The organism is Aeromicrobium sp. (genome assembly GCF_047606445.1).
Taxonomy (GTDB): Bacteria; Actinomycetota; Actinomycetes; order Propionibacteriales; family Nocardioidaceae; genus Aeromicrobium.
Genome location: NZ_JASGEK010000078.1, coordinates 51,582 through 66,178 on the forward strand (window position 1 = coordinate 51,582; position 14,597 = coordinate 66,178).

Sequence of the window (14,597 nt, forward strand, 5' to 3'; positions counted from 1 at the left end):
CGCTGCTCATCTGCACCCCGATCCTCGGCGCGCTCGTCGTCACCGCGCTGCCGCGCCGGACCGCCGCGCAGCAGCTCATGGCCCGGCACGCGGCGCTGTTCGTCAGCATGGTCGCGCTCGGCCTGACGCTGGTGCTCGCGGCCCGCTTCGACACCGGCTCCGGCGGCTACCGCTTCGCCCGCGAGCACGAGTGGATCGGACCGCTCGGCGCCTGGTACTCGGTCGGCGTCGACGGGATCGGCCTGACGTTGCTGCTGCTGACCGCCGTGCTGACCCCCGTCGTGATCCTGGCGTCCTACCGCGACGAGCTGCCCGGCCGCCGCAGCGCCAACTCCTACGTCGCGTGGATGCTGGTGCTGGAGGGCCTCGCGTTCTGCGTGTTCGCCGCGACCGACGCCTTCCTGTTCTACGTCGCCTTCGAGGCCACGCTCATCCCGATCTACGTGCTGATCGGCAGCTATGGCACAGGCGACCGGCGGCGGGCGGCGATGACCTTCCTGATCTACAACTTGCTCGGCGGGCTGCTCATGCTCGCCGCCGTCATCGGTCTGCACGTCGTCTCCGCGCAGCATGGCGAGGCCAGCTACCGCCTCGTCGACCTCGCCGCGCTGCCGATGGACGAGGGCGCCGCCCGCTGGCTGTTCGTCGGCTTCATGGCGGCGTTCTGTGTCAAGGCGCCGCTGTGGCCGCTGCACACCTGGCTGCCGGAGGCTGCGGCCTCGGCGACCCCCGCGACGTCGGTGCTCATGGTCAGCGTCATCGACAAGATCGGCACCTTCGGCATGATCCGGTGGGCGCTGGAACTGTTCCCGGAGGCGGCGCAGTGGGCCTCGCCGACGGTGATGGCGCTCGCCGCGGTCAGCGTGCTCTACGGGGCGCTCGCCGCCGTCGGGCAGACCGACATCCGTCGGTTGGTCGCGTACACGTCGGTGTCGCACTTCGGCTTCATCATTCTCGGGATCTTCGCCTTCACGCAGACCTCCGGCGTCGGCGCGGTGCTCTACATGTTCAACCACGGCTTGTCGACCGCCGCGCTGTTCCTGGTGACCGGCGTGATGATCGCGCGGCGCGGCTCGGCCGACATCGCGGCCTTCGGCGGCGTGCAGAAGATCGCCCCGGTGCTGTCGGGCATGTTGCTGATCGCGGGCCTGTCGAGCCTGTCGCTGCCCGGTCTCGCGCCCTTCGTGTCGGAGTTCCTGGTGCTCGCCGGGACCTTCCAGGTCTCCACGCCGCTCGGCGTGCTCGCCACGCTCGGCATTGTGCTCGCCGCCGTCTACGTGCTGGTGCTGTACCAGCGGACGATGACCGGACCGCTCGGCCCGCAGGCCGGCGTCGTCACCGACCTGAGCGTGCGGGAGACGGCCGCGCTGTCGCCGCTCGTCGTGCTGATCATCGGGCTCGGCCTGTATCCGCAGCCGCTGCTCGACCTCGTCGGCCCGGCCGTCGCCGCGACGATGGGAGGCCTCTCATGATCCCGGCCCCCGAACTCGACTACGCCCGGCTGTCGCCGCTGCTGATCGTCGCCGCGACGGCGCTGCTCGGGGTGCTGGTGGAGGCCTTCGGACCCCGCTCGCGGCGCTTCTCGACCCAGGCCGCGCTGGCGCTCATCGGGTCGCTCGCCGCGCTGGCCGCGAGCGTGTGGCTGTGGCGGGCCGGCGACTTCGGCGTCGCCGACGACCCCGGCCACACGGTCGTCGCCGATCAGGTCGCGGTGCTCGCCTGGATCCTGCTGACGCTGTTCGCCGCGCTGGCGGTGTTGCTGTTCGCCGACCGCGCGCCCGGCGGCGGCCTCAGCGCGTTCACCGGCCGCGCCGCCGATCGTCCGGGAACGCCCGAGGAGGCCGAGGCGACCCGCGCCCGCCTGGAGCACGCCGAGGTGTTCCCGCTGGCGATGTTCGCGCTGCTCGGCATGATGATCTTCGCCGCGAGCGCCGACATGCTGACGCTGTTCGTCGCGCTGGAGGTGCTGAGCCTGCCGCTGTACCTGCTGTGCGCGCTCGCCCGCCACCGCCGCCTGCTCAGCCAAGAGGCCGCGATGAAGTACTTCGTGCTGGGCGCGTTCAGCTCGGCGGTCTTCCTGTACGGCGTGGCGTTGGCCTTCGGGGCGTCCGGCTCCTTCGCCCTCGCCGACCTCGACACGAGCGACGAGGTCGGGGTCGCGGGGCTCGCGCTGATGACGGTCGGCCTGCTGTTCAAGATCGGCGCGGCCCCCTTCCACGCCTGGACGCCCGACGTCTACACCGGCGCCCCGACGCCCGTCACCGCCTTCATGGCCGCCGGCACGAAGGCCGCCGCGATGGTCGCGCTGCTGCGGGTGCTGTCCTCGGCGACCGGCGTCGAGTGGCAGCCGACGGTCGCCGTCCTCGCGACGGTGACGATGATCGGCGGATCGCTGCTGGCCGTCGCGCAGACCGACGTCAAGCGCATGCTCGCCTACTCGTCGGTGGCGCACGCGGGCTTCCTGCTGACCGGCGTGCTGGGCGACGGCGGCGCGGGCGCGGTCCTGTTCTACGTCTTCGTCTACGGCCTGTCCTCGCTCGGCGCCTTCGCGCTGGTCGTGCTGGTGCGCGACGCGTCGGGCGAGGCCACCGCCATGGCGCGCTGGGCCGGGCTCGGACGACAGCGGCCCGTCCTCGGCGCGAGCCTCGCGGTGTTCATGCTGTCCTTCGCCGGCATTCCGCTGACCGGCGGCTTCATCGGCAAGTGGGCGGTGTTCACCCAGGCCGGGGCGGCAGGTTTTTGGTGGGTGGTCGTGCTGGGCGTGCTCGCGAGCGCGGCGGCGGCCTTCTTCTATGTGCGTATGATCGCGGTGGTGTTCTTCGCCGAGCCCGACGGCCTCGCGGTCGTGCCGGGCCGGACGCTCACCACCTGTGTCGTGGTCGCCGCGGCCGTGGGTACCGTGACCCTCGGCGTCATGCCGGGCCCGGTGCTCGACCTGATGCCGCTGTGACCGTCCGATGAGGGAGAGACCGTGCAGGACCCGTCGTCTGTTCTTCCGTTCGACATCGACGACCCCGCGCTGGAGGCTCGCATTCTGGCCGGGGTGTCCGAGATCGAGCGGCAGCTGGCCGAGGCCGCCGACAGCGACGAGCCGTTCGTCGCCGATGCCGCGTCGCACCTGTTGCGCGCCGGCGGCAAGCGCTTCCGTCCGCTGCTGGTGACGCTGTGCGCCGAGTTCGGCGACCCCGCCGCGCCAGGGGTCGTGCCCGCGGCGGTCGTGGTCGAGTTGACCCATCTGGCGACGCTTTACCACGACGACGTCATGGACGAGGCCGACAAGCGGCGCGGGGCCGACAGCGCCAACGCCCGCTGGGACAACACCCTCGCGATCCTCGTCGGCGACTATCTGTTCGCGCAGGCCTCCGACGTGGTCGCGGGGCTCGGCCCGGAGGCGGTGCGCATCCAGGCGCGCACCTTCGCCCGGCTCGTGCAGGGGCAGATCCGCGAGACCATCGGCCCGGGCGACGCCGACCCGTTGCAGCACTACCTGGACGTCGTGGCCGACAAGACCGGCTCGCTCATCGCCACCGCCGCGCGCTTCGGCGCGATGATGGCGGCGGCCCCGATGGGGGTCGAGCGGGCGCTGACCGAGTTCGGCGAGCGCATCGGCGCGGCCTTCCAGCTGGCCGACGACATCATCGACGTCGCCAGCGAGACAGGCGACTCCGGCAAGACTCCCGGCACCGACCTGCGCGAGGGCGTGCCGACCCTGCCGGTGCTCATCGCGCTCGCCTCCGACGACCCGGCCGACGCCCGGCTGCGCGAGTTGTTGGGCAAGCCGCTCACCGACGACGCCGAGCACGCCGAGGTCCTGGCCGCGCTGCGCGCCCACCCCGCGATGGACGCCGCCCGCGCCCACGTCCAGGCCGAGGCCGACGCCGCCCGCGCTCTGCTGGCGAACCTCCCCGACATCCCCGCCCGCGCCGCCCTCGAACTCCTCTGCGACGCCGTCGTCACCCGCCTCGGCTGACCGTCGTCCCCTGCAGGTTTTCGACCAACTGTTCGATGTTGTGGCCTGGTCTTCGTCTACTGCGGTACGGTCATGAAGTGAGATCAGTGGAGTTGTTCGCAGGCGCCGGGGGCCTGGCTTTAGGCTGCGGCTTGGCGGGGTTCGAGCCTGCGATGGTGGCCGAATGGGACCATTGGGCGTGTGACACAGTCCGTGGGAATCGTGAACGGGGTTATCCGCTCGTCGCGGGGTGGGACGTCCATGAGGGCGATGTGCGCGACGTCGACTGGTCGTCGTTCAGCGACATCGACTTAGTGGCGGGAGGGCCTCCCTGCCAGCCGTTCTCGACGGGGGGCAAGGCGCGTGCCGCCGATGACAAGCGCGATATGTTCCCCGCCACGGCTGAGGTGATTCGTCAGCTTCGGCCCCGAGCATTCATCATCGAGAATGTCAGAGGGCTCACGCGTCCGGCTTTTGCCAACTACTACGACTACATTCAGGCCCGCTTGAGGTTTCCAGAGCTCTCTGCCAAGCGGGGAGAGCCGTGGACGGACCACCACGCTCGGTTGCAAGCAGAACTGACGACAGCGGGACACGGGATGCTTGAGTACCGAGTCATTCCGACTCTTGTCAACGCGGCCGACTACGGCGTGCCGCAACAGCGGTGGCGGGTTTTCCTCGTCGGCTTCCGTGCCGACGTGAACGCGGAGTGGTCCTTCCCTGCGGCGACGCACACCTCCGACACGCTGGTGTACGACCAATGGGTCTCCGGTGAGTACTGGGACCGGTTGCGGATATCGCGCGCGAAGCGACCGGAGCCGACGGAGCGACAGCTCTCACGTGCTCGACAACTGGACGGCGGCTTGATCGCACCGGTGGGCAAGCCGTGGCGCACCGTCCGAGAGGCCCTGGAGGGGCTTCCTGAGCCGGCTGAGAACGGCAGTCGTCGCCACCTCAACCACGTGTTGCGTCCCGGCGCGCGTTCCTACCCGGGGCACACCGGTTCGCCTCTCGACCTGCCGTCGAAGGCGCTGAAAGCCGGCGATCACGGCGTGCCTGGCGGCGAGAACATGTTGCGTCGGCCAGACGGCACGGTGCGTTACTTCACCGTGCGTGAGGCCGCTCGTTTGCAGACGTTCCCCGACGCGTACGAACTCCACGGATCATGGACTGAAGCGATGCGGCAACTGGGCAACGCCGTCCCCGTCCGATTGGCGCAGATCGTCGCGGGGTCGGTGCGCACGCACTTAGAGTTGGCGACGGTGCGTGCCGCCGTAGAGTCTCGCGCGTGGAGACGAAACGACTTGACGGCGTGACGGCGTTCAACCCTCTCGATATGGAGAATCTCGCCAGAAGCATCGCCAACAAGCTGTTGGAGACGCCCGCCGTTAAATCCGCTGACATCGGAGACTTCCGAGGCGCCGGCGTCTACGCGATCTACTATCGGGGATCCTTCCCCGCCTACGCTCCGTTGGCGGACGAGGCAGCTCATGATGTGGCGATCTATGTCGGAAAAGCCGTCCCCGGAGGTGCGCGTAAAGGCATTGCTGTGGATGTGACAGAGCGAACGAAGGCATTGCGCGACAGACTGCGAGAGCACGCGAAGAGCATTGGCCAAGCTGAGAACCTGGACATCGAAGATTTTCGTTTCCGCTACCTCGTCGTCGAGCCGATCTGGATCCCTCTCGGCGAGTCGGCGATGATCCAGCATTCGCAACCGGTGTGGAACACGCTGGTGGAAGGTTTTGGGAACCACGACCCGGGCAAGGGGCGACGCGCAGGAGCGAAGTCGCGGTGGGACACGCTGCATCAGGGACGCCCGTGGGCTGTCAACTTCCCCGACCGCCATGAGACGGCGAGTCGGATCGCCGACGAGGCCCTGGAGTATCTCCGCTCTCGACTCGCCTGACTCCTCTGGTCGTTGCACATGTCACCCCACCAGTCGGAGTCGCTGGGCGGCGACGCCGAGGCGGACGGTCTGGCCCCAGCCGATGACGAGGGTGTCGGACTCGACTCCGTCGCCGAAGGCCACGAGGCGGTCCGACTGGGCGACGACCGACAGGTGGCCGCCGGTCAGCTCGCCCGCGGTCAGGCTGGCGCCGGTCGCCGGGGAGGGCCAGGCCTCGCGGACGAACCACAGCAGCCGTCGCTCGGTCGGGGCCGGCATCGCCAGTTGGCTGCCGCGCTCGAGGGCGATGGAGCGGCACCAGCCGGTCGCGCCGGTCCCGGTCGAGACGATCAGCCCCGACGACGACTGCGCCTCGCCGCCCGCGCCCGGCACGTCGAGCGTGTAGCGGGCGCTCTGATGCGACGGGTGGCCGAGGAAGACCTCGTTGAGCGCCAGCAGCCGCTGCCCGTCGTCGAGCACCGCCTCGGCCATCGTCCGCTCCTCCACCGAGCCGGTCGAGCGCAGCAGCTCGGCGGCGTCCTTCGCGTCGTGCCGCACCAGCGCCCCGGCGTTGCGGCCCGGCTCGGGGTCGACGCCGACCACCGGCTGCCCGTCGAGGTACTTCGCGACGTTCGCGACCAGGCCGTCCTGCCCGACCACCACGACGATGTCGTCGGGCGCGAACAGGAACCGGTCGATGTCGGCCCGTTCCAGCGTCCCGCGCCGCCAGTCCACCGGGACCGCCGTCGACACCCGCTCGATCGCGCGGACGGTCTGCTGGTGGCGGTCCTCCAACTCGGCGATGTCACGGCCGCGCGAGGACAGGAAGAAGGCCGCCTGGCCGCGGGTGCCGTGCCGGGCCAGCAACTCGTCGAGCTCGGTGCGGCGGTGGACGATGACGACGCGGGGCGCTGAGGACATGGCTCACTCCTTCGGTGCGACGCCGAACTTCGCCAGCGCGGTGCTCAGCAGGTCGGGCGTCAGGACCAGTGTCTCGACCGCCGGCAGGTTCGCGGCCAGCTCCTTGACCGCCAGGCCCAGCAGCACCGCCTCGGGCAGGTCGCGGTAGACCGCCACGCGGGCCGCCTCGGCCTGACCCTCGGCCTCGCCGGCCAGCCGGACGCCCTCGGCGCGGGCCTTCGCCGCCGTGGTCGCCGCGACCGCCGCCTCCTCGGCCTCCCGCCGGGCGTTGGCCCCGCGCTGCTCGATCAGCTGCTCCTCGCGGCGGGCCAGCTCGATCTTGGTCTGCAGCTCGTTCTCGCCGATGGCCCGCTCCCGCTCGACGGCGACCGCGCGCCGTTCGAAGGTCGCCTTGTCGGCCTCGGCCTGCACCTGCTCGCGGGTGGGCAGGCCCAGCGCCTTCTCGACCTCAGGCTCGGGCCGCACCGCGACGACGCGCACGCCGACGATCTCGATGCCGGTGTCGGTCAGGCGGCGGTCGCTGGCCAGTCCGGCGGCGATGGCGTCGCGAATGGGTCCGATGCCGCCGACGAGCGTGTCGGTCATCTCGGCCTCGGCGACCTGGTCCAGCGCGTACTGCTGGGCGGTCTGGGTCAGCAGCCCGGCGATCTGGTCGAGCGGGGTGGCTCGCCAGGCACCGGTGTCGGGGCTGATGGAGAAGTCGACGCGAGTGGCGGCCAGGGCGGGGTCGGCGAAGCGGTAGGTGACGGTTGCCTGGACGGTGACGTCCTGGAAGTCGCGGGTGCGGGCGTGGAACAGCAGCGGCAGCTCGCGGTCGTCGACGGGCACCTCGGTCAGCACCGCGCTGAGCGGGCGGAACCAGAAGGTCGCGCCGACGCCGCCGCGCACGGTCTTCCCGCCGCGCAGGTGCTGGACGTAGGTGGTGGCGCCGCCGCGCAGGTGGCGGACGAAGGGGTAGCGGGCGATGTCGGCCATGATGCCTCCTTGATTGTCGTTGCTTTGACGATAAGCGTGGATCACATCTTTCGTCAAGTCGACGAAAAGAGATAGGCTGTGGCCATGGCCACATCGCAGTCATCGCTCGTCACGAACTTCGCGGTCGCCGTGGATCTGGTGATCCTGACCATCCGCGACGGGCGGCTGCACGCGCTCACCGTCCGTCGTGCTGTCGAGCCGCACGCGGGCGGCTGGGCGCTGCCCGGCGGATTCGTGCTCGACGGGGAGTCGCTGGAAGCCGCGGCGCTGCGGGAGCTGGCAGAGGAGACCGGGGTGACCGGCCGCGACGTCCACCTGGAGCAGCTCGCCACCTTCGGCGATCCCGACCGCGACCCGCGCGGCCGCGTGCTCAGCGTCGCCTACCTCGCGCTCGCCGCCGACCTGCCCGATCCGCAGGCGGGCAGCGACGCCGCCGAGGCCCGCTGGACGCCCGTCGAGGAGCTGCCCGGCCTGGCTTTCGACCACGACCGGATCGTCGCGGTCGGCCTGGAGCGCGCCCGCGCGAAGCTCGAGTACTCCGCGCTCGCCACCGCCTTCTGCCCGCCGGTGTTCACCATCGCCGAGCTGCGCCGGGTCTACGAGGCGGTCTGGGGCGCGACCATCGACCCGCGCAACTTCCACCGCAAGGTCAGCAAGACCCCCGGCTTCGTCACCCCGACCGGGCAGACCACCACCCGCGACGGCGGCCGACCCGCCCGCCTCTACCGCCCCGGCGACCGCTCCGTCCTGCACCCGCCGCTGCTGCGGAACGGCTGAGACCTGGGTGGCGCGGACGCGCTGTCCGGGCTAGAGTCCGCCTGTGAAGCGTGTCACGTCGACTCTCGCCGCCGCCGGACTGCTGGCCGCCTTGTCGTGGGCCGCGACCACGCCCACGGCGGGCGCCGACGAGGAGGCCGAGGGGGAGGTGCCCCGGGCGCTCTGCAGCCCCGACTCGTATCCGGAGACCGGTCTGCAGGGCCAGGTCTCGCGTGAGGACCGCGACTCCGGGCGTTCCCAGGAGGGCTACTCCTGCAACCTCTCCCTCGTCGGCCAGTACCAGGGCGACGGCGCCACGTGGACGCAGCCGTCCTATGAGCACTGCTCCTATCTCGGCACCTTCGCGCCGGGGCCGTTGCTGCAGGAGCAGCGCGGCGTCCACGTGCTCGACGTGAGCGACGAGACGAACCCGACGTTCTCGACCTCGCTCGACTCCACCGCCGCGCTCATGGGCACCTGGGAGTCGTTGAAGGTCGATCCGGTGCACGGCCGCCTCGCGATGACCGGCGCGTCGGTGCCGCCGGGCGTCGGCGTGCTCGCCTTCGACCTCTACGACATCGCCGACGACTGCACGCAGCCCGAACTGCTCAACGGCCTCGCGGGCAGCCTGACCATCCCGATGCCGGTCTTCGGCCACGAGGGGGCCTGGTCGCCCGACGGCCAGACCTACTGGGCGATGGCGGCCGGGGCGGGCGGTGTGCAGGCCATCGACGTCAGCGACCCGGCCAACCCCCGGCTGATCTACACCGGCACGGTCGGTCTGACCAACCACGGCGTCTCCTTCAGCCCCGACGGCCGCACGATGTACGGGGTCACGATGGTGCCCGCGGGCGTGCAGATCCTCGACGTCAGCGACATCCAGGACCGCGAGCCGCTGCCGCAGATCCGCCAGATCGGCTCGACGAGCTGGACCGACGGGCTGCTCAGCCAGCACACGCTCAACTTCACCAGCGACGGCCATCCCTACCTCTTCGCCGTCGACGAGGCCGGAGGCGGCGGGGTGCGGCTGGTCGACGTCGCCGACCCGGGCGCCCCGGAGGTCGTGCGGCAGTACCGCCTGGAGATCAACCGTCCCGAGAACGCGGCGCAGGCGTCCGCCGACACCGGCGGCAACGGCATCTTCGGCTACGACGCGCACTACTGCTCGCTCGACCGACAGGTCGACCCGACGATGCTGGCCTGCGGCTACTTCCAGTCCGGTCTGCGGCTCTTCGACATCACCGACCCGCTGAACCCCCGCGAGCTGGCCTACTACCAGCCGCCCGCGCAGGTCGGGCGCGAGGCGGGGACGGCGGACGCGCTGGTCAACAGCGCGCACGCGTGGGCGGTCTACGCGCCGAATGCGCTCGACCCGCAGTACCTCGGTATGCACACGGTCACCGGCAGCCTCAACCCGAGCATGACCACCGACTGGTGCACCTCGCAGCCGGAGTTCCGCCCCGACGACACCATCTGGATGACCTGCCAGGACAACGGCTTCATGGTGCTCGCGTACGAGCCCTACCGCCTCGACGTGCCGGAGGAGCCGATCGAGCAGCCCGACCGGAGCGCGGAGCCGGTCGACCTCGGCGCCGGCGGCGGCGAGGTCGCGGCGGGCGACACCCTCCCCGACACGGGAGCGCGGCGCTGGGCCGCCGTGCTCGCGGTCGTCGGCGCGGCTCTGCTCGGCGCGGGCGTCCTGTCGGCCCGGAGCCGTTGGACGTGAGGCGTCTGCGGCGTGACGGACGGATCTGGGCGGCGTTGGCGTTCGTGCTCGCCGGGGCGCTGCTCGGCTGCGCGGCGACGCTGTTGTTCGTGGGTCCGAGGGAGTCGGAGGACGTCGAGCCGAGCGAGGTCGACGTCGGCTTCGCGCAGGACATGGGCGTCCACCATCAGCAGGCGCTCGACATGTCGGCGCTCGCGCTGGCCAACAGCGACGACCAGTTCGTGCTCGCGATGGCCCAGCAGATCCTCCAGGCGCAGGCCGGGGAGCGGGGGATCCTGCGGGGTTGGCTGACGCTCTGGAAGGCGCCGCAGTTGCCGTCCGGCCCGCCGATGGAGTGGATGGCCGAGGCCCACGAGGGTCACGGCGATCATGGATCGCACGAGGAGGGCATGCCCGGCATGGCCACGCCCGCCCAGATGCAGGAGCTGGCCGAGTTGGAGGGCGCCGCTTTCGACGCCGAGTTCGTCGCGCTGATGACCGCTCATCATGAGGGCGGGGTGATGATGGCGCGGTACGCCGCCGACCACGCCGCGCTGCCGGAGGTCCGCTCGCTCGCCATGCTCATGGTCGAGGAGCAGATCGAGGAACTGTCCCTGCTGGCCGGACGCGCGGCGGCGTAGCGGTCAGAGCAGTCGTTCGAAGCTGTCGGCGAGATGGTCGCGCAGGGATCGACGCCGCGTAAGGGTGGTCTGTCGGAGCGCGGGCGAGGAGCGCGGCGTTTATGTGAGAGGATGCTGAATATAGGGCTGCTGTGTCTCGTGTCGGCGGCGTCCCGTTTTCGTTACTTCACAGGTAAAGGCGTCTCGTCATCGTGCGTAAAACACTCCGGTTGCTTCCCGCGTTGGCCCTGACTGCCGGTTTTCTGGCCGTCGGCTTCGCGGCTCCCCCCGCAGTAGCTAGCACGACCGTCACGCCGGTGCCGTGGACGAACAGCACCGACACCATCACCAGTTACGGTGCGTCGCAGGCGCTCGGCGCACCGCACCCGAACACTTCCGCCACGACTCCGGCCACCAATGACCTGGTGACGCCCTTCTTCGCGGGTACCGACGCCACGGTCACGATTCCCGCCGACACCACCGGCGTCCCCGTGGGCTATCAGGGCAACACCAGCAACCAGATGTATCGCATGATGCAGGCGACGTTGGCCCCGGTCGCGCCTGCCTGCTCCGGGGGCGGCGGCTTGGCGACGGTGACGGCCAGCATGACCATCCGCAACAACGGCCCGGCGAACGGTCAGGATTTCGTGGGCGGGTTCAGGCTGAACAACGGAACCTCGCAGGTCGGTGGGGGTAATCTGTGGAACGACTTCGCAGCCAACGCTGAGGGCACCTTCACCGCGACGGCCATGGTGCCGGCCGATGACGTCGCGGCCGGGAACGTCCGGTTGAACATCGCCGTGGAGACCTACCACGCGGGCAGCAAGTCGTGGACCTTCTCGAACTTCTCCTCCTCCTACGTGCTGCGCTGCCCCCCGGTTCCGCACGACGACGCCCCGGTCGAGATCGGCGCGGGGCCGTATACGGTCGACCTGCTCGCAAACGACGACCAGGATGCGACGGCGGCGCCTGCGGCGTTGGACCCCGCGAGCGTGCAGTTGTGGAACCCCACGACGAGCACGTGGGGCACCTCGTTGACGACCGCCGACGGCACGTACACGGTCGACACGACGACCGGCCAGGTGACCTTCGCTCCGACCGACCCGAACTTCTCCGGTGAGGTGACCGAGCCGGTTCGTTACCGCGTCTCGAACACCGACATGACGTCGGCGATGCGCACCAGTTCGCCCGACAACGCCTATGGCGAGTCGACCCTCACGATCACGGTCGCCACGGCGGTCGCGGACGACGAGGCGATCACCCCGCCGGGTCAGCCGGTGACCATCGACGTTCTGGACAATGACGGCATCGCCGACGTCGACCCGTCGACGCTGCAACTGGTCGACACGTCCGGCGACCTGACGGTCGGCCCGCTGTCGGTCACGGAGGGGGTCTGGACGATCGAGGACGGCGCCGTGGTCTTCACTCCGGCTGCGGGCTACTCCGGTCCGGTCCCGCCCGCGCGCTATGTCGTCGAGGACGGGGACGGGAAACCGTATACGGCCGAGGTCGCGGTCACTGTCACCGAGCCGGCGGTCGATGACGTGGTGACGGTGGTGCCGGGTGTGCCGGTGTCGGTGGACGTGCTGGCGAATGACGGGATCGCGGGTGTGGACGCTGGCACGTTGTCGTTGGTGGATCCGGCGACGGGCGGGTTGGTGTCGTCGTTGGCGGTGGACGGCGGCGTGTGGAGCGTGGTGGACGGTGGGATCGTGTTCACGCCGGACGACGATGTGTCGACTACGCCGCCGGGTCCGGTGGCGTATGTGGTGGAGGACGCGGACGGGAATCCGTACAGCGCGGTGGTGACGCCGACGGTGGCCGAGCCTGCGGTCGACGATTCGGCGGTGGTGGTGCCGGGTGTGCCGGTGACCGTGGACGTGCTCGCGAACGACGGGGTCGCGGACGCCGACCCGGGGACGTTGTCTCTGGTGGATCCGGCGACGGGCGGTCTGGTGACCACGTTGGCGGTGGACGGGGGCGTGTGGACGGTGGTGGACGGTGAGGTGGTGTTCACGCCGGACGGCGACGTGTTGACGACGCCTCCGTCTCCGGTCGACTATGTGGTGTTCGGTTCTGACGGGACCCCGTACACGGCGGTGGTGACGCTCGCGGTGGCGGTGCCGGCGGTCGACGACAGCGCGGTGGTGGTGCCGGGCACGCCGGTGACGGTGGACGTGCTCGCGAACGACGGGATCACGGATGTGGACCCCGACACGCTGTCTCTGTTGGACCCGTCCACGGGCGGCCTGGTGTCGACGTTGACGGTCGACGGCGGCGTGTGGAGCGTGGTGGACGGCGAGGTCGTGTTCACTCCGGACGACGGCGTGTCGACTACGCCTCCCGGTCCGGTGACCTACGTCGTGGAGGACGCGGACGGGAACGCGTTCTCGGCGGTGGTGACGCTGTCGGTGGCCGATCCCGCGGTCGACGACGCGGTCACGGTGGTGCCGGGTCAGACGGTGGTCGTGGACGTGCTCGCGAACGACGGGATCACGGGCGCCGACGCCGACACGCTGGCCCTGGTGGACCCGGCGACGGGCGGCCTGGTGACGTCGTTGGCGGTGGACGGCGGCGTGTGGAGCGTGGTGGACGGGAAGGTGGTGTTCACGCCGGACGACGACGTGTCCACGACGCCCCCTTCGCCGGTGACGTATGTGGTGGAGGACGCGGACGGGAACCCCTACAGCGCGGTGGTGACGCCGAGCGTGGCCGGTCCCGCGGTCGACGACAGCGCGGTGGTGGTGCCGGGGCAGACGGTGACGGTCGACGTGCTCGCGAACGACGGGATCGCCGACGCCGACCCGGGCACGCTGGCCCTGGTGGACCCGTCCACGGGCGGCCTGGTGACGTCGTTGACGGTGGACGGGGGCGTGTGGAGCGTGGTGGACGGGAAGGTCGTGTTCACGCCGGACGGCGACGTGTCCACGACGCCTCCCGGCCCGGTGACCTATGTGGTGGAGGACGCGGACGGGAACCCCTACAGCGCCGAGGTGACGGTCACGGTCGCCGACCCTGCGGTCGACGACAGCGCGGTGGTGGTGCCGGGCGTGCCGGTGACGGTGGACGTGCTCGCGAACGACGGGATCACGGGCGCGGACCCGGGCACGCTGGCCCTGGTGGACCCTGCGACGGGCGGCCTGGTGACCACGTTGGCGGTGGACGGGGGCGTGTGGAGCGTGGTGGACGGTGAGGTCGTGTTCACGCCGGACGACGGCGTGTCCACGACGCCTCCCGGCCCGGTGACCTACGTCGTGGAGGACGCGGACGGGAACGCGTATTCGGCGGTGGTGGCGCTGTCGGTGGCCGAACCCGCGGTCGACGACGCGGTCACGGTGGTGCCGGGGCAGACGGTGGTCGTGGACGTGCTCGCGAACGACGGCATCGCGGGCGCGGACGCTGGCACGCTGCGCCTGGTGGACCCTGCGACGGGCGAGTTGGTGACATCGTTGACGGTGGACGGCGGCGTGTGGACGGTGGTGGACGGGAAGGTCGTGTTCACGCCGGACGACGACGTGTCCACGTCGCCTCCCGGTCCGGTGGCGTATGTGGTGGAGGACGCCGACGGGAACCCCTACAGCGCCGAGGTGACGGTCACGGTGGCCGTCCCGGCGGTCGACGACACGGTGGCCGGGACGGAGGGGTCGGGTCCGCTGGTGGTCGATCCGCTCGCGAACGACGGCGACCCGGATCTGGATCCGACGAGCGTGCGGCTGGTGGATCCGGCGACGGGCCTGCCGGTCACGAGGGTGGAGTTCCCCGAGGGCGTCTGGACGGTGGACA

The 14,597-nt window shown here is 70.7% G+C and carries 11 protein-coding genes; 9 read left to right on the forward strand and 2 right to left on the reverse strand.

The genetic code is table 11. The annotated features are described in order from the left end of the window. Window positions 1–8: 8 nt before the first annotated feature. Genes QM621_RS14445 through QM621_RS14465 form a run of 5 tightly spaced genes read left to right on the forward strand, consistent with a single transcriptional unit; the run spans window position 9 to window position 5,858 of the window. Entirely contained in the window at window positions 9–1,472 is a 1,464-nt protein-coding gene (locus QM621_RS14445) for an NADH-quinone oxidoreductase subunit M (protein ID WP_414991098.1), read from the forward strand. Then, on the forward strand, window positions 1,469–2,950 hold the full coding sequence (gene nuoN, locus QM621_RS14450; RefSeq protein ID WP_414991085.1) for an NADH-quinone oxidoreductase subunit NuoN: 1,482 nt from the start codon (window positions 1,469–1,471) through the stop codon (window positions 2,948–2,950). Before QM621_RS14445 ends, nuoN begins: the two co-directional genes overlap by 4 nt. A gap of 21 nt (window positions 2,951–2,971) precedes the next feature. After that, a complete protein-coding gene (locus tag QM621_RS14455; RefSeq protein WP_414991086.1) occupies window positions 2,972–3,970 on the forward strand; it encodes a polyprenyl synthetase family protein in 999 nt (332 codons plus the stop codon). Window positions 3,971–4,005: 35 nt separating this feature from the next. After that, window positions 4,006–5,265, forward strand: coding sequence for a DNA cytosine methyltransferase (locus tag QM621_RS14460; protein WP_414991087.1), 1,260 nt, complete (start codon window positions 4,006–4,008; stop codon window positions 5,263–5,265). After that, window positions 5,238–5,858 carry an Eco29kI family restriction endonuclease gene (locus QM621_RS14465; protein ID WP_414991088.1) on the forward strand — a complete coding sequence of 207 codons (621 nt, stop codon included), beginning with the start codon at window positions 5,238–5,240 and terminating at the stop codon, window positions 5,856–5,858. Before QM621_RS14460 ends, QM621_RS14465 begins: the two co-directional genes overlap by 28 nt. 21 nt (window positions 5,859–5,879) lie before the next feature. On the opposite strand, the gene QM621_RS14470 is transcribed toward QM621_RS14465, so the two are convergent. Next, window positions 5,880–6,758: a hypothetical protein gene (locus QM621_RS14470; protein ID WP_414991089.1), complete on the reverse strand. Its 879-nt coding sequence runs from the start codon at window positions 6,756–6,758 to the stop codon at window positions 5,880–5,882. A gap of 3 nt (window positions 6,759–6,761) precedes the next feature. Further along, a complete protein-coding gene (locus QM621_RS14475; RefSeq protein WP_414991090.1) occupies window positions 6,762–7,733 on the reverse strand; it encodes an SPFH domain-containing protein in 972 nt (323 codons plus the stop codon). 84 nt (window positions 7,734–7,817) lie between these two features. On the opposite strand from QM621_RS14475, the gene QM621_RS14480 reads away from it, so the two are divergent. The 4 genes from QM621_RS14480 to QM621_RS14495 all read left to right on the forward strand — a co-directional run. Next, entirely contained in the window at window positions 7,818–8,510 is a 693-nt protein-coding gene (locus QM621_RS14480) for an NUDIX hydrolase (protein ID WP_414991091.1), read from the forward strand. A gap of 43 nt (window positions 8,511–8,553) precedes the next feature. Beyond that, the gene (locus QM621_RS14485; protein ID WP_414991092.1) at window positions 8,554–10,215 is read left to right on the forward strand and encodes an LVIVD repeat-containing protein; all 1,662 of its coding nucleotides are present in this window, start codon (window positions 8,554–8,556) and stop codon (window positions 10,213–10,215) included. Then, window positions 10,212–10,835 carry a DUF305 domain-containing protein gene (locus tag QM621_RS14490; RefSeq protein WP_414991093.1) on the forward strand — a complete coding sequence of 208 codons (624 nt, stop codon included), beginning with the start codon at window positions 10,212–10,214 and terminating at the stop codon, window positions 10,833–10,835. The genes QM621_RS14485 and QM621_RS14490 overlap by 4 nt, the downstream gene beginning before the upstream one ends. Before the next feature lie 191 nt (window positions 10,836–11,026). Further along, window positions 11,027–14,597: beta strand repeat-containing protein (locus tag QM621_RS14495; RefSeq protein ID WP_414991094.1), on the forward strand; the 3,571-nt coding region annotated here is incomplete at its 3' end.